The sequence below is a fragment of the Streptomyces sp. 4F14 genome, assembly GCF_048159485.1.
Lineage (GTDB): Bacteria > Actinomycetota > Actinomycetes > Streptomycetales > Streptomycetaceae > Streptomyces.
In genome coordinates this window covers 111,431-126,488 of the sequence record NZ_JBLRVY010000004.1, presented here as the reverse complement: position 1 = coordinate 126,488, position 15,058 = coordinate 111,431, and the positions used below count along the sequence as shown (strand labels likewise).

Genomic DNA, 15,058 nt, shown 5'->3' with positions numbered 1-15,058 from the left:
CGCTCGGTCCCGCTCACCGGGACATGTTCAGTACACGCAATGAGGTAGCTGGTAGAGGGAGCGCACATGCCGTTGCAGCCATGGATGAAGCTGCTGTCCACCGACGACCACCTGATCGAACCCCCGCGCCTGTGGAGCGACCGCCTCCCGGCCCGCCTGCGCGAGGCGGGCCCCCGGATCGTCGAACAGCACCGGGGCGAGGGGAAACCGCCCGCCGAGGTGTGGACGTACGAGGGCCGGATCTACCCCTACATCGGCCTCAACGCCGTAGCCGGCAAACAGCCCGAGGAGTTCGGCCTCGAACCCACCCGCTACGACGAGATGATCCCGGGCTGCTACGACCCCAAGGCCCGCCTGCGCGACATGGACCTCGACGGCGTCTGGGGCGCCCTGTGCTTCCCCTCGTTCCCCGGCTTCGCCGGCACCGTCTTCCTCGACGGCCGCGACAGGGAACTCGCCCGCCTCTGCGTCCAGGCGTGGAACGACTTCGTCCTCGACGAGTGGTGCGCCACCGCCCCCGACCGGCTCATCCCCCTCGTCGTCCTGCCGCTGTGGGACGTCGAAGCCTGCGTCGCCGAGATCCACCGCACCGCCGCCAAGGGCGCCAAGGCGATCTCCTTCCCCGAGAACCCCGTCCCACGCGGCCTGCCCTCCTTCCACACCGACCACTGGGACCCCGTCTTCTCCGCCGCCGAGGAGACCGGCCTCCCGCTCTGCCTGCACTTCGGCACCTCAGGACAGCACCCCAAGACCGCCCCCGAGGCCCCCTTCGCCGTGACGATCGCCCTCTTCGGCTGCAACGCCATGTTCGCCACCGCCGACCTCCTGTTCTCCCCCGTCCTCCACAAACACCCGAAGCTCAAGATCGGCCTCTCCGAAGGCGGCATCGGCTGGATCCCCTACCTCCTGGAGCGCATCGACGGCACCTGGGAACGCCACCGCCACTACCAGAACGTGAACCAGACCGTCCGCCCCTCCGAACTCTTCCACCGGCACTTCCACGGCTGCTTCATCGACGACCGCTTCGGCGTCGAGAACCGCCACCACGTCGGCATCGACAAGATCACCTGGGAGTGCGACTACCCCCACTCCGACTCCTACTGGCCGGGGAGCCGCGCCTACGCCGCCGAAGTCCTCGCCGACGTCCCCGACGACGAGGTCCACCGGATCGTCGAGCTGAACACCCGCCGCCTCTACAACCTCCCCGCGTGAACGCCCGCCCGCCGTCGGAGCGCTCCGACTGGACCGACGTCGACCTCCTGACCCGCGAGGAGGCCACCGAACGGCTTCGCGAGGAGATCTCCGCGACCGAGGCGCGGCTCGGCAAGGCCGAGGAGGGAGCCGAGCGCGACCTCCTGACCTCCCGGCTGCGCGCCCTGCGTGAAGCGGTGGACGACCTCAGAACCCAGGAAAGGGCAGGCAGTTGACGGGACGAGCAGAGGGCAAGGTCGCCCTGATCACCGGAGCGGCACGCGGACAGGGCCGCTCCCACGCCCTGCGCCTCGCCGAGGAGGGCGCCGACATCGTCGTCACCGACGTCGGCCACGACATCAGCGACGCCCTGCCGTACCCGCTCGGCACGAAGGAACAGCTCGCCGAGACAGCCGAGTTGGTGCGGGCGACCGGGCGCGGATGCGTCGCCGTCGAGGCCGACGTACGGTCGATCACCGACATGCGCGCGGCCGTCGACGCCGCGCACGCCGAATTCGGCCGCCTGGACACGGTGATCGCCAACGCGGGCGTCATGAGCTCCGGCGCCGCCTGGGAGTTGAGCGAGGAGGCGTGGGACGTCGTCGTCGACGTCAACCTCAAAGGCGCCTGGAACACGGCCCGCGCCGCGATACCGGGCATGATCGAGGCGGGGGAGGGCGGCTCGATCGTCCTCATCAGCTCCGCCGCCGGGATCCGGGGCCACGTCCCGTACGCCCACTACGTCGCCGCCAAGCACGGCGTCGTCGGCCTCATGAAGGCCCTCTCCAACGAACTCGCCCCGCACCGCGTCCGCGTCAACACCGTCCACCCCACCGGCGTCAGCGACACCGGCATCAGCGTCGGCGTACCGGTCGAGGAACTCGCCGCCCGCGAGCCCCTGTTCGCGCTCGCCGCGATGAACCCCCTGCACCCGTACGTCGAACCCCGCGACGTCTCCAACGCGGTCCTGTTCCTCGCCTCCGACGAGGCCCGCTACGTCACAGGGCTCCAGTTCACCGTCGACGCGGGTTCCACGAACAAGCCTTAGAACGGAGTGACTTGCGTGAAGATCACCATCGATTCCGGGTCCTGCTCCGGACACGCCCGCTGCGCGGCGGCGGCACCGGGACTCTTCCGCCTCGACGACGACGGGTACGCCCTGCCGTACGACGGTGAGGTGCCCGAAGGGCAGGAGGAGGCCGCCCGCGACGGTGAACGGGCCTGCCCGGAACGGGCGATCAGCATCCGCTGACACGGCGAAGAGCCCCACGGCAGACCGTGGGGCTCTTCTCACCACTCCGAGCGCTCAGCCCGCCGGCTGCGGCGGCGGCGTGAAGCGGTGCCCCCAGAACGCCCCGTCGGTGATCTCGTACACCGGCACCGGCTCCGGCACCTTCAGCCCGTTCCAGCCGAACTCGACGGCGATGTTCTCCGGCGACCACACGTAGAACGACACCATGTGGTCGTTGGTGTGCTTGCCGAGCGAGTGCATCATCGGCACCTCGTACTTGGCCGCCCGGTCCAGCGCGAGGCCCACGTCGTCCAGGGTCGCCGCCTCCACCATGAAGTGCAGCAGCCGCCCCGGACCCGGCGCCGGGGTGATCCCCAGCGTGTGATGGCGCGGGTTGCAGCCCAGGAACCACGTCGTACCGCCGGGCCCCTTCATCGTGTTGCGCTCGACGAAGCCCAGCACACCCACGTAGAAGTCGAACGCGGCCCGGGCGTCCTCCGCCGACACGATCGCGTGCCCGAAGCCCATCTCACCGGTCACGAACCGCGACACCAGCGGCGTCCGCACGGGCTTGTGGTCGAGGACGGTCCCGTAGTACAGCTCGACCGGGTTGCCGCCCGGATCCGCGAACCGCACGAAACCGGTGACCTTCCGCTCGGCGGCCTCCGCCTCCGTCCCGGCCGTCACCTTGATGCCCGACTTCTCGACGTCCGCGACGAGCTTCGCCAGCTCCCGCTCGTCCAGCACCTCGAAGCCGAGCGCCGTCGTCGCGGGCTGCGCGCCCGGCGCCACCACGATCCGGGCGGGATGGTCGTCCATCCGGAACGACAGCGACCCCGAGTCGCCCTCCACCGGCATCAGACCGAGGAAATCGGCCCCGAAAGCCCGCCACCTGCCCAGGTCGTCGGACTCCAGCCGCAGGTACCCGAGTGAACGCACGCCCATCAGGCCCTCCCCTCACATTGGTTCGGTATCGCTACGACGGCGACGGTAGGCAGCGCCCCCGCCTCCCCGCCGGACCCGTCCCACTGATCGGGAGCCGTACGGCGACCCCGACCGCCCCGGTGCCACGGTGGCCGCCATGACCCTCAGCCATGACGCCACCCTGCGCGAACTCCCCACCGCCGACGGCACGTTGCGCTACCACGAGGCCGGCGACGGCCCCCCGCTGCTCCTGCTGCACGGCTCAGGACCCGGGGTCACCGGCTGGCGCAACTACCGCGCCAACCTGCCCGCCCTCGCCGAGCACCACCGCTGCCTGGCCCTGGAGTTCCCCGGCTTCGGCGTGAGCGACCCCACCCCCGAGAGCCCGATGGCCGCCGCCCCCAAAGCGGTCCTGCGCTTCCTCGACGGCCTCGGCCTCGACCGGGTCGACGTCATCGGCAACTCCATGGGCGGCTTCGTCGCCGCCGGCCTCGCCGTCGCCCGGCCCGACCTGTTCCGGCGGATCGTCACCGTCGGCGGCGTCGGCCGCAACATCCTCGCGCCGGCCCCCAGCGAAGGCATCAACCTCCTCGTCGAGTTCGCCGAGAACCCCACCCGCGACAACCTCGTCCAGTGGCTGCGCTCCATGGTCCACGACCCGGCGCTCCTCACCGACGAACTGATCGAGGAACGCTGGGCGTCCGCCACCGAGACCGAGACCCTCGAAGCCTCCCGCCGCATCTACGGCCGCCAGGCCATGGCCGCGATCCTCGCCGCCCAGGCCCACGACGACCGCCCCCTGTGGTCCCAGCTCCACAAGGTCACCGCGCCCACCCTCCTCACCTGGGGCCGCGACGACCGCGTCACCCCCCTCGACAACGCCCTCCTGCCGCTGCGCACCATCCCCAAGGCGGAACTGCACGTCCTGCCCGACTGCGGGCACTGGGCGATGATCGAGCAGAAGGAGGCGTGGGAGAGCACGGTCCTGGCGTTCCTGGCCCGCCCGGAGGCGGGGTGAGTGTGCGGACGACACCGGGCCGAGCCGCGACGACTCACCGACGTACGCCGCCCCGCCGAACCCACCTCCATCCGCCAGGCCGCCCGCCGCGTCCGCATCCTGAGCGCCGCCTCCGCCCTCGGCGCCCGTGAGGGGCTCGCCGCCGTCCAGATGCACGACGTGGCCAGGGAGGCCGGTGTCGCCATCGCCACCCTCTACCGCTACTTCCCCTCCAAGCCCGGCCTGTTCCTCGCCGTCCTGGAGTGGCACATCGAACAGTTCCTGGACGACACCGACGAGGACACCGGCCTCGCGGACACCTTCGTCGAGCTGACCGACGAACTCCTCGCGAGCCCCCTGCTCGCCTCCGCCGTCGCGCTGTCCTCGTTCACCGAGTACGCGAGCGCCGTCCCCACCAGGATCGACATCACCGGCACCGCCCTCGGCCGGATCGCCCTGGAGCGCCTCGGCAGCCGCAGCCGGGTCCGCATGCTCGTCTACACCTGGTGGGGCCTGTTCGTCGCCGTCCTCACCGAGGAGATCAGCCCCGAACAGGCCGAACACGACCTGCGCCTCGCGGCCCGCCTCCTCACCGAGCAGTGACCCGCGCCCGGGACCCCGTCACGGAGTCCCGGGCACGTCGGCGTTCAGCTCCCGGCCAGGTCCAGCACCGCGAGGTACGAGAACGCGATGCTCGACCCGATCGGCGTCCCCGCACCCGGATACACGCGCCCCGACATCGCGGCGGCCGTGTTGCCGGCCGCGTACAGCCCCGGGATCGGGCTGCCGTCGGGGCGCAGGACACGGGCGTTGACGTCGATGCGCAGACCGCCCTTCGTGCCGATGTCGGCGGGCAGGATCGTCGCCGCGTAGAACGGCGGCTTGTCGATCGGCAGGAGCAGCGGATTCGGCCACTCCGTCTCCGGGGTCGCAGGGAAGTTCTGCCGGGGATCGGCGGCGAACGGCACGATGTGGTGGAACATCTGGTCCCACACCGTCTCACCACGCCGGAACCGCTCGTCGACACCCGTGCGCGCGAACCCGTTGAACTCCTCGACCGTCCGCCGCAGCCCGTCGTACGGCACCCCGATCACCGAGGCCAGCTCCTCCAGGCTGTCCGCCCTCCTGAGCGCGCCCGACCCCAGCCACTCGGGACGCACGGGCTCGTCGGGCGGGCCGCCGAAGCTGTCGCGGTCGATCAGGCGCTGGTCGAAGACCCAGTGCGCGGGGATGTGGGAGACGCCGGAGGTGCGGTGCAGGCGCATGATCTCGTGGCCCGCCTGGTCGTACGGCCGCGTCTCGTTGACGAAGCGCTCGCCCGCCCCGTTGACCCAGATCCCGGCGCGGGTCCCGGTGTGGAAGACGGGCCGCCTGTCCGGCTGCACCAGCCCGGGCACGAACCACGCCTCGTCGAGGAGGTCGGTGTCCGCGCCCACGGCGATCCCGGCGCGCAGCGCGTCCCCGGTGTTGGCGCCGACCCCGTTGGACCATTCCCCGGACAGCGGCGGCTGGTGCTTCTCGCGCAGCTCCCGGTCGTGCTCGAACCCGCCCGCCGCGAGGAGGACGCCGCGCGCGGCCCGGAAGCGTACCCGCTCGCCGTCGCTGACCGCCTCGATGCCGACGACCCTTCCGTCCTCGACGATCAGGCTTTCCAACGCCGTGTCGAGCAGCAGGGTGCCGTACCCGGTCTCCAGGAACGCGGCCAGCGCCCGGCCGATCAACGCCCGCCCGCCGGACACGAGTCGACCTTCGTCGAAACCCCAGCGCTCGGTGGGCAGGGAACGGCGCAGGACGTCCGCGTGCCCGCCGATCTCCGCCAGGTCCAGGGGCGGCGGGAAGACGGTGTGACCGGTGGGGGAGGCGCCCGGCGCGGTGCTGAAGTAGTCCGGTACGGGGGCGTGCGTGAACGACTGGAACCAGGGGCTGGTCTCCAGCTCGTCGATCAGCCGCGCCCCGGCCGCCAGGTACGCGTCCTGGAGGGCCTCGCGCGCGGGGTCCGCGACCACGTGCCGCAGATAGCCGCGCGCCTCCTCGACGTCGTCCCCGAGACCCGCCCGGCGCAGCGGCGCGCTCCCCGGGAACCACAGCCCGGCACCGGAGTAGGCGACCGTGCCGCCCACCTGGCCGGTCTTCTCCACGACCAGCGTGCGCAGCCCGCGCGCCGCCGCCGTGTACGCACCGACGAGCCCACCGCCCGAACCCACGACGATCACGTCGTGCTCGACCTCTTTGTCGATACCCATGATGACCTCCTCATGACCAGCGGTGACCGTAACGAGCCCTCCAGGCGACGCTGTCGAGTCATCTCGTTGACCGGGACCACCCGGCCGTCCCGATGAGCGGAACTCCAGGCCACCCGGCCCGCGCGCCTCGCCCAGGCTGTCGTGGATGCGAACGACAGACGTCACCAACAGCGCGGCCAGGCGGCTCACCCGGGCCGCCGCCGACCGCGCCCCCTGCCCTCCCGTGCGGGACCTGCTCGGCACGACCGACATCGGCCTCGCCTACACCGTCCAGCAGCACGTGATCGGCGAGCGGATCGCCGCCGGAGCCCGCGTCGTCGGCCGCAAGATCGGACTGACCTCGCCCTCGGTCCAGGCCCAAGTGGGCGTCGACCGGCCCGACTTCGGGGTCCTCCTCGACGACATGGACGTCAGCGACCTGCCCGAGGTCCCCAGCTCCCGGCTCCTCCAGCCGCGCGTCGAGGCCGAGATCGCGTTCGTGCTCGCCGCCGACCTGGACGGCGACGACCTGGACCTCGACCGGGTCACGGCGGCGGTCGGACACGCGGTCGCCGCGCTGGAGATCGTCGACAGCCGGGTCGCCGACTGGGACATCGCGATCACCGACACCGTCGCGGACAACGCCTCCAGCGGACTCTTCGTCCTGGGCCAACGGCTGGTCCCGCTGGGCGAGTTCACGCCACGGGACGTGACCATGAAGCTGTACGCCGACGGCGTCCTCGCCTCCGAGGGGAACGGCGCCGCCTGCCTCGGCGACCCCCTCGCCGCGCTGCTCTGGCTGGCGCGCACGGCACGGGAGTTCGGGGATCCGCTGCGCGCCGGACAGATCGTCCTGTCGGGCGCGCTGGGCCCGCTCGTCCCCGCCCCGCCCGGGGTGACCGTACGGGCCGAGCTGACGGGGCTGGGCCCGGTGACCGCAACCTTCTCACGCGAGGAGCACGAAGCATGACGAGGACCAAGGTGGCCGTGATCGGCTCCGGCAACATCGGCACCGACCTGATGATCAAGGTGCTGCGGCTGTCGGAGACCCTGGAGATGGCCGCGCTGGTCGGCATCGACCCGGACTCGGACGGCCTCGCGCGCGCCGCCCGGCTGGGGGTGCCGACGACCCACGAGGGCGTGGACGGGCTGATCCGCATGCCGGGCTTCGACGAGATCGGGATCGTCTTCGACGCGACGTCGGCGAAGGCGCACATCTCCAATGCGGAGAAGCTCGCCGAGTACGGCAAGAAGCTCATCGACCTCACGCCGGCCGCCATCGGCCCGTACGTCGTCCCGACCGTCAACCTCGACGAGCACCTCTCGCTCGACAACGTCAACATGGTCACCTGCGGCGGCCAGGCCACCATCCCGATCGTCCACGCGGTCGGCCGGGTCACGCCCGTGCCGTACGCGGAGATCGTTGCGTCCATCTCGTCCCGCTCGGCGGGGCCCGGGACGCGGGCCAACATCGACGAGTTCACCGAGACGACGGCCGGGGCGATCGAGCGGGTCGGCGGGGCGCGCAGGGGGAAGGCGATCATCGTGCTGAACCCGGCCGAGCCGCCGCTCATCATGCGGGACACGGTGTACTGCCTGATCGGCGACGCCGACCACGACGCCGTGCGGGCCTCCGTCGAGAAGATGGTCGCCGAGGTCGCCGAGTACGTGCCCGGCTACCGGCTGAAGCAGGAGGTGCAGTTCACGCCGGTCGCCGCCGACGAACCCGTGCACACCCTCCTGCCCGAAGGGTCGGAGCCCGTCGACACGCGCGTCTCGGTGTTCCTCGAAGTGGAGGGCGCCGCCCACTACCTCCCCGCCTACGCGGGCAACCTCGACATCATGACCTCGGCCGCCCTCCGCGTCGCCGAGCGCATCGCCCGCCGGAAGGTGACCCAGTGACCCGCAGGCTCTACCTCCAGGACGTCACCCTCCGGGACGGCATGCACGCCGTACGCCACCGGATCACCCCCGACTTCGTGGCCCGCATCTCCGCCGCCCTCGACCGGGCCGGGGTGGACGCCGTCGAGGTCGCCCACGGCGACGGCCTCGCCGGCGGCTCCCTCAACTACGGCCCCGGCAGCAACACCGACTGGGAGTGGATCGAGGCCGCCGCCGACGCCATGGACCGCGCCGTCCTCACCACCCTCCTGCTGCCCGGCATCGGCACCGTCGCCGAACTGAAGCGGGCCTACGCGCTGGGCGTCCGCTCGGTGCGCATCGCGACCCACTGCACCGAGGCCGACGTCGCCGCCCAGCACATCGCGCAGGCCCGCGACCTCGGCATGGACGTCTCCGGCTTCCTGATGATGGCCCACATGACACCCCCGCAGAAGCTCGCGGAACAGGCCAAGCTGATGGAGTCCTACGGCGCGCACTGCGTCTACGTCACCGACTCCGGCGGCCGTCTCACCATGGACGGCGTCCGCGACCGCATCCGCGCCTACCGCGACGTCCTCGACCCCGGCACCCAGATCGGCATCCACGCCCACGAGAACCTCTCCCTGTCCGTCGCCAACTCCGTCGTCGCCGTGGAAGAGGGCGTCACCCGCGTCGACGCCTCCCTCGCCGGACAGGGCGCCGGCGCCGGGAACTGCCCCATCGAACCCTTCGTCGCCGTGGCGAGCCTCCTCGGCTGGAAGCACGACTGCGACCTGCACGCCCTCCAGGACGCGGCCGAGGATCTCGTACGGCCCTTGCAGGACCGCCCAGTTCGGGTCGACCGCGAGACCCTGACCCTCGGCTATGCGGGCGCCTACTCCAGCTTCCTGCGGCACGCCGAGACCGCCGCCCGGCAGTACGGGCTCGACGCCCGCACGATCCTGGAGGAGGTCGGGCGCAGGGGCCTGGTCGGCGGGCAGGAGGACATGATCGTCGACATCGCGCTCGACCTGTGCCGTACCGCCTGACAACGCGCCGTACCCTCGCACGGGTGCGGCGCATTTTCATGCCCGGCGAATAATAGACCGTACGCTCCAATTAATGCGTGCACGACCCTGTCTCCCCGGACGAGGCATTGATACGTTGACATCGGCGCCGAACTAGAATTCATTTCAGTTTGAGCAGGAGGCACCGACGCCGATGTCTGCCCTTCGCCTGGAAACACGCCCCGCAGGGACCCTTCCCCCGTCGATGATGGAGCGGGTCACCCTGATCATGGACCTCTTCGAACGGCCTCAGACCCGTCTCACCCTGGAGACCGTCTCGCGCGGCACCCGCCTGCCGCGCTCCACCACCCACCGCATCCTCGACCAGCTCGTCCGCCTCGACTGGCTGCGGCACACCGACGCCGGATACACCCTCGGCGAGCGCGCCCTCGGCCTCGGCGGCCGGGAGACCGCGCACAGCGCCCTGCGCGCCGCCGCCGCGCCCCACCTGCTCGATCTCGCCGTGCGCACCCGGATGGTCGTCCACCTCGCCGTCCTCGACGGACCCGAGATCTACTACCTCGACAAGGTCGGCGGCCGGGCCGCCGTCGACATCCCCTCCCGGGTCGGCGGGCGCGCGGTCGCGCACTGCACGGGCCTCGGCAAGGCGATGCTGGCGCTGCTGAGCCCCGAGGAGATCGACGCGCGGTACGCGGCCACGATGGAGTGCCGCACGCGGCGCAGCATCGGGCGGCTCGACCACCTCCACCGGGAACTCGCGCTGATCCGGCGCCGGGGAGGGCTGGCCATCGAACGGGGTGAGTGTTTCCCGCACCTCGGCTGCGTGGGGCTCGCGCTGCGCGGGCCCGAGGGGCCGATCGGGGCGGTGTCCGTGGTGGGGGACGGGAAGTCGTCGCTGGAACTGGTCGCACCGCTGGTCGTCGACACGGTCCGCGCGGTCACGGCCGACCTGTTCCAGGCGCCGGCGCCACAGCTCGCGGGGTGAGGGAGGAGGCCGACGCGGGCACGCGCTGCGCGTCGGCTCCCACCTGGGCGTGGCTTCAGAGGACGGCGACTATTACGGGGCCGTCGAGGCGACCGGCCCCGCCGACCCGGCCGCCGGGCGAGCGGCACCGCCTACCGTGCCGGGGGAGTGAGCGGCACTCCCCGCCATGCTGCCGGGGCGGGTGGCATCCCCCGCCACGTCGCCGGGGTGAGCGGCATCCCTCGCCATGCTGCCGGGGTGAGCGGCACTCCCCGCCACGCCGCCCGAGCGACCGGCACCCCTCACCACGCCGTCCACCCCCCGTCCACCGTCACCGTCGTCCCCGTCACGTACCGCGACGCGTCGGACGCCAGGAACACCGCCGCGCCCCCGAGTTCGCCCGGCTCCCCGACCCGCCCCAGCGGCGTACCGCGGACGATCCGCTCCCCCCACTTGCTGTCGAGGAGCCCCGAGCTGAGGTCGGTGCGGAAGTAGCCCGGTGCCAGGGAGTTGACGCGTACGCCCCGGTCGGCCCACTCGACGGCCAGTGACCGGGTGAGCGCCTCGGCGGCGCCCTTGCTCGCGGCGTACGCGGCGATCCGCTCGAAGCCGGTGGTGGCGTGGACGGAGGAGACGTTGACGATCGAGCCCGACCCCTGCGCGAGCATCACCTTCCCCGCCTCGCGGCAGCAGAAGAACGTGCCCTGGAGGTTGACGTCCAGGACACGCCGCCAGTCCTCGTCGGTGACGTACTCGCTGCGTGTGAAGTGCGGGGAGATCCCGGCACAGTTGACGACCGCGTCGAGCCGCCCCAGCTCCCCGGTGATCCGCCCGACGACGCCCCGGACGACGTCCGCGTCGGCGACGGAACCCGGCACGACCAGCACCTCGCCGTCGGCCTCCTCGCGCAGGCTCTCCAGGTCCCCGGCCGTCCGCGCGGTCACCGCGAGCGTCGCCCCGGCCTGCGAGAGCGCGACGGCGACGGCCCGCCCGAGGCCCTTGCCCGCGCCCGTCACCCAGGCGACCTTCCCGTCCAGCCGCAGCGCGGTGTTGACGTCGGTCATGGCTCAGCCCTCCGCGGGACGGTCGCGCAGGGTCCGCTTGAGGACCTTGCCGGACGGGGTACGGGGCAGTTCGTCGACGAAGTCGAAGCGGGCCGGCACCTTGAACCCGGCGAGGCGTTCGCGGCAGAACCCGCGCAGCGCGTCCGCGTCCACGGACGTACCGGGCCGCAGTACGACGAACGCGCGCGGCACCTCCCCCCAGCGCGGATGCGCGAGCCCCACCACGGCCGCCTCCAGCACCGCCGGGTGCTCGTACAGCACCCGCTCCACCTCGGGCGTCGCGATGTTCTCTCCGCCGGACACGATCATGTCCTTCTTGCGGTCGTCGACGTACAGGAAGCCGTCCTTGTCGACGTGCCCGATGTCCCCGGTATGGAACCAGCCGCCCCGCAGCGCGGCGGCCGTCGCCTTCTCGTCGCGCCAGTAGCCCCCGAACACCTTCGGCCCGCGCAAGGTGATCTCCCCCAGCTCGCCGGGCGCCGCTTCCCGGCCGGTGTCGTCGACGATCCGTACGCGCGTGTGCGGCACCGGACGCCCGACCGAACCCAGCTTCGACAGGGCGTGTTCCCGGTCGAGGAACGTGTCGCCGGAGACGGTCTCGGTGAGCCCGTACGCGTCCGCGAACCAGGCGTTGGGGAACGCGGTCATGATCCGGCGCAGCACCGGCTCCGGGGTCTTCTCGCCGCCGCCGAGGACGAACCGCACGGACGAGGTGTCGTAGGAGGCGCGGTCGGGGACCTCCAGGACGGCGTTGACCATCGCCGGGGCCAGCCACACGTTCGTGACCCGGTGGTCCTCGATCGCGCGCAGGGCGCCCGCCGCGTCGAAACGGCGCTGGAGGACGACGCCGCCGCCCGCGTACAGCGTCGCCAGCGCGGGCATGTCGAGGCCGCCCACGTGGTAGAGGGGGCCGCAGACCAGCGTCGTGTCCGCGGCGGTCAGGCCGAAGTGGACGATGTGGGCGAGGTTCTTGGCCTGCACGTTCCCGTGCGTGATGCGCACGCCCTTGGGGCGTGAGGTGGTGCCGGAGGTGTACATCAGGCGCTGGAGGTCGTCGGCCGCCGCGTCCACGGCGGGCGTCCCGGCCCCGGAGTGCCCTTCGAGCAGGTCCTCGTACCCGGTCCAGCCCGCACGGGGCCCGCCGTCCACCAGCACCAGGCTCTCCAGGGACGGCGTGCGCCCCGCCAGGCGCCCGCCCGGCGCGGTGAACTCCGGCTCGGTGACCAGGACCCGCGCCTCGGCGTCGCCCAGGATGTACGCCCACTCCTCCTCGGAGAGACGGTAGTTGAGCGGCAGGAACACCGCCCCGATCCGGCTCGTCGCGTACAGCAGCTCCAGGAACTCCGGGCGGTTGTGGAGGAGGAGCGCGACGACGTCGCCGCGCCCGACGCCCAGGTCCGCGAGGCCCGCGGCGAGCCGGTCGACCCGGTCGTGCAGCTCCCGCACCGTCAGACGGCGGTCGTCCTGGGTCACGGCCACGGCGTCGGGCCGCTGGGCCAGGTGGTAATCGAGGATGCTCGCGAAATTGTGCACGGCTCACTCTCGGCTCTGTGGCGGGAATGTCCCGACCGGTCGGTTGCCTGCTCCCAAGATTTAGTGTACCTCTTGGTCTATAAAACTTGTGCCGAACTGTACGACGGTGTGTACGCATCGACAACCGTCCTCGCAGCGATCGGTGACCCGTCCCCGCAGCATCCGACGCGGACCGCTTCTCCGCAGACGAGGAGGCCCCTGTGCCACCACGCATCCGCCTCGGCACCGAGGCGGGCGTCGCCATCCTCCGCCTCGACCACCCGCCGATGAACGCCTTCGACACCCTCCAGCGCAAGGAACTCGCCGCCCGCGTACGCGAATTGGCCGACACCCGGGACGTCCGGGCCGTCGTCCTGTACGGCGGGGAGCGGCTCTTCGCCGCCGGCGCGGACGTCAAGGCGCTCGCCGCGATGAGCCCCGATGAGGTCCGCGGCTGGAACCGAGCCCTCCAGCGGACCTTCGAGGAGGTCGCCCGCCTCCCCATGCCGGTCGTCGCCGCGATCACCGGGTACGCCCTCGGCGGCGGCTTCGAACTCGCCCTCGCCGCCGACTACCGCGTCGCCGCCGACGACGCCGTGCTCGGCCAGCCCGAGGTGCAGCTCGGCATCCTCCCCGGCTCCGGCGGCACCCAGCGCCTGACCCGGCTGATCGGCCCGGCGCGGGCCAAGAACCTCCTGATGACCGGCCGCCGGGTGAGCGCCGCCGAAGCCCTGCGCCTCGGCCTGGTCGACGAGGTGGCCCCCGCCCCCGAGGTGTACGAGGCCGCCCTCGCCTATGCCCGGCAGCTCGCCCAGGGCCCGCCCGCCGCGCTGGAGGCGATCAAGGAGGCCGTCGACCACGCCGACGCCGGCATGACCGCCGGGCTCGCCCTCGAACGGTCCCTGTTCACCGGGGTGTTCGCGACCGCCGACGCCGCGCACGGCATCCGGTCCTTCCTGGAGCACGGGCCCGGGAAGGCGCGGTTCGAATGAGAGGGGTGGAGTCCATGCGGGCACTGCGCTGGCACGGCGCGCGCGACCTGCGCTTCGAGGAGGTGGCCGCACCGCCCGAACCCGGGCCGCACGAGGCCGTGGTGGAGGTCGCCTGGTGCGGGGTCTGCGGAACCGACCTCCACGAGTTCCTGGAGGGCCCGCACATGATCCGTACGGGGCCGCATCCGCTGACCGGCGCCCGGCCGCCGCTGGCACTCGGGCACGAACTCAGCGGCACCGTCGTCGCGTTGGGCGCCGAGGTGCCCGGCGTCGCGGTGGGTGACCGGGTCGCCGCCGATCCCGTCTGGCGGTGCGGCGTCTGCTACTGGTGCGTGCGCGGCGAGTACCACATCTGCCCCAAGAGCGGTTCCGTGGGCCTGGCTTCACCCGGCGGCTTCGCCGACCGCGTCACCGTACCCATCGCCGGGCTCACCAGGCTCCCCGGCAACGTCACCGACGAACTCGCCGCCGTCGCCGAGCCGATGGCCGTCGGCCTGCACGCCGTCACCCGCGCCGGGGTCCGCCCCGGAGACAACGTTCTCGTCGTCGGCGGCGGCCCCATCGGCGTCGCCGTCGTCCTCGCCGCGAGGCTCGCGGGCGCCGCCGGGCTGTTCGTCAGCGAACCCCTCGCCGCGCGCCGCGAGACGCTGCTCGGCATCGGCGTCACCGAGGCGTACGACCCGCGCGAGAGCGACGTACGCCGTGAAGTCTTCCTGCGCACCGGGCGCATCGGACCCGACGTCGTCATCGACGCGACCGGCATTCCCGCGCTCGCCGCGCAGGCCGTCTCCACCGTGCGCCGGGGCGGGCGGGTCGTGCTCGCCGGGGTCGGACACGGGAACGTGGAGATCGACCTCGGCCAACTCGTGTTCTACGAGCGGTCCGTGCTCGGCACGCTCGGCTACAACTTCGACATCCCCCGCGTGATCGACCTGATGAGCACCGGGCGCCTCGACGCCTCGCCCCTGATCACCGGACGCCTGCCGCTGGCGGACGGCGCGGAGGTCTTCGCCGACCTCGCCGCCGACCGCGCGAAGCACCTCAAGGTGCTGCTGACCCCGAAGGGACTGTGA

16 protein-coding genes are annotated in these 15,058 nt (G+C 72.2%); 12 read left to right on the top strand and 4 right to left on the bottom strand.

The genetic code is table 11. The features are described from left to right. Positions 1–66 precede the first annotated feature (66 nt). From ACLZOT_RS07560 to ACLZOT_RS07545, 4 genes are read left to right on the top strand one after another with little or no spacing between them, the layout of a single operon-like run. Entirely contained in the window at positions 67–1,212 is a 1,146-nt protein-coding gene (locus tag ACLZOT_RS07560; RefSeq protein ID WP_416967972.1) for an amidohydrolase family protein, read from the top strand. Then, positions 1,209–1,427 carry a hypothetical protein gene (locus tag ACLZOT_RS07555; RefSeq protein WP_416967971.1) on the top strand — a complete coding sequence of 73 codons (219 nt, stop codon included), beginning with the start codon at positions 1,209–1,211 and terminating at the stop codon, positions 1,425–1,427. The genes ACLZOT_RS07560 and ACLZOT_RS07555 overlap by 4 nt, the downstream gene beginning before the upstream one ends. Then, complete coding sequence (locus ACLZOT_RS07550) at positions 1,424–2,239, top strand: mycofactocin-coupled SDR family oxidoreductase (RefSeq protein WP_416967970.1); 816 nt, start codon at positions 1,424–1,426, stop codon at positions 2,237–2,239. Before ACLZOT_RS07555 ends, ACLZOT_RS07550 begins: the two co-directional genes overlap by 4 nt. Before the next feature lie 15 nt (positions 2,240–2,254). Beyond that, on the top strand, positions 2,255–2,443 hold the full coding sequence (locus tag ACLZOT_RS07545; RefSeq protein ID WP_416967969.1) for a ferredoxin: 189 nt from the start codon (positions 2,255–2,257) through the stop codon (positions 2,441–2,443). A 54-nt stretch (positions 2,444–2,497) separates the two neighbouring features. Here the strand turns inward: ACLZOT_RS07545 and ACLZOT_RS07540 are convergent, their stop codons facing one another. Next, positions 2,498–3,367, bottom strand: a complete 870-nt coding sequence (locus ACLZOT_RS07540; protein ID WP_416967968.1) for a VOC family protein — start codon at positions 3,365–3,367, stop codon at positions 2,498–2,500. A gap of 136 nt (positions 3,368–3,503) precedes the next feature. Between ACLZOT_RS07540 and ACLZOT_RS07535 the strand changes: the two genes are divergently transcribed. Together ACLZOT_RS07535 and ACLZOT_RS07530 are read left to right on the top strand one after the other, a co-directional pair. Then, on the top strand, positions 3,504–4,364 hold the full coding sequence (locus ACLZOT_RS07535) for an alpha/beta fold hydrolase (RefSeq protein ID WP_416967967.1): 861 nt from the start codon (positions 3,504–3,506) through the stop codon (positions 4,362–4,364). Beyond that, the gene (locus tag ACLZOT_RS07530; RefSeq protein WP_416967966.1) at positions 4,365–4,946 is read left to right on the top strand and encodes a TetR family transcriptional regulator; all 582 of its coding nucleotides are present in this window, start codon (positions 4,365–4,367) and stop codon (positions 4,944–4,946) included. A 44-nt stretch (positions 4,947–4,990) separates the two neighbouring features. Here the strand turns inward: ACLZOT_RS07530 and ACLZOT_RS07525 are convergent, their stop codons facing one another. Further along, positions 4,991–6,586: an FAD-binding protein gene (locus tag ACLZOT_RS07525; protein ID WP_416967965.1), complete on the bottom strand. Its 1,596-nt coding sequence runs from the start codon at positions 6,584–6,586 to the stop codon at positions 4,991–4,993. Between the two features lie 145 nt (positions 6,587–6,731). Between ACLZOT_RS07525 and ACLZOT_RS07520 the strand changes: the two genes are divergently transcribed. The 4 genes from ACLZOT_RS07520 (at position 6,732) to ACLZOT_RS07505 (ending at position 10,438) form a co-directional block, all read left to right on the top strand. Next, on the top strand, positions 6,732–7,535 hold the full coding sequence (locus tag ACLZOT_RS07520; protein WP_416967964.1) for a 2-keto-4-pentenoate hydratase: 804 nt from the start codon (positions 6,732–6,734) through the stop codon (positions 7,533–7,535). Next, the gene (locus tag ACLZOT_RS07515) at positions 7,532–8,467 is read left to right on the top strand and encodes an acetaldehyde dehydrogenase (acetylating) (protein ID WP_416967963.1); all 936 of its coding nucleotides are present in this window, start codon (positions 7,532–7,534) and stop codon (positions 8,465–8,467) included. The genes ACLZOT_RS07520 and ACLZOT_RS07515 overlap by 4 nt, the downstream gene beginning before the upstream one ends. Beyond that, positions 8,464–9,474 (top strand): 4-hydroxy-2-oxovalerate aldolase, encoded by a 1,011-nt coding sequence (gene dmpG, locus ACLZOT_RS07510; RefSeq protein ID WP_416967962.1) that lies wholly within the window; start codon positions 8,464–8,466, stop codon positions 9,472–9,474. The genes ACLZOT_RS07515 and dmpG overlap by 4 nt, the downstream gene beginning before the upstream one ends. Before the next feature lie 172 nt (positions 9,475–9,646). Then, a complete protein-coding gene (locus ACLZOT_RS07505; RefSeq protein ID WP_416967961.1) occupies positions 9,647–10,438 on the top strand; it encodes an IclR family transcriptional regulator in 792 nt (263 codons plus the stop codon). Between the two features lie 281 nt (positions 10,439–10,719). Here ACLZOT_RS07505 and ACLZOT_RS07500 read toward each other — a convergent pair whose 3' ends face one another. Both ACLZOT_RS07500 and ACLZOT_RS07495 read right to left on the bottom strand, forming a co-directional pair. Continuing rightward, positions 10,720–11,481 carry an SDR family NAD(P)-dependent oxidoreductase gene (locus ACLZOT_RS07500; RefSeq protein ID WP_416967960.1) on the bottom strand — a complete coding sequence of 254 codons (762 nt, stop codon included), beginning with the start codon at positions 11,479–11,481 and terminating at the stop codon, positions 10,720–10,722. Between the two features lie 3 nt (positions 11,482–11,484). Next, the gene (locus tag ACLZOT_RS07495; RefSeq protein WP_416967959.1) at positions 11,485–13,014 is read right to left on the bottom strand and encodes an acyl-CoA synthetase; all 1,530 of its coding nucleotides are present in this window, start codon (positions 13,012–13,014) and stop codon (positions 11,485–11,487) included. A 266-nt stretch (positions 13,015–13,280) separates the two neighbouring features. On the opposite strand from ACLZOT_RS07495, the gene ACLZOT_RS07490 reads away from it, so the two are divergent. Continuing rightward, complete coding sequence (locus ACLZOT_RS07490; RefSeq protein ID WP_416968313.1) at positions 13,281–13,985, top strand: enoyl-CoA hydratase/isomerase family protein; 705 nt, start codon at positions 13,281–13,283, stop codon at positions 13,983–13,985. A gap of 14 nt (positions 13,986–13,999) precedes the next feature. Beyond that, positions 14,000–15,058, top strand: coding sequence for an alcohol dehydrogenase catalytic domain-containing protein (locus ACLZOT_RS07485; protein ID WP_416967958.1), 1,059 nt, complete (start codon positions 14,000–14,002; stop codon positions 15,056–15,058).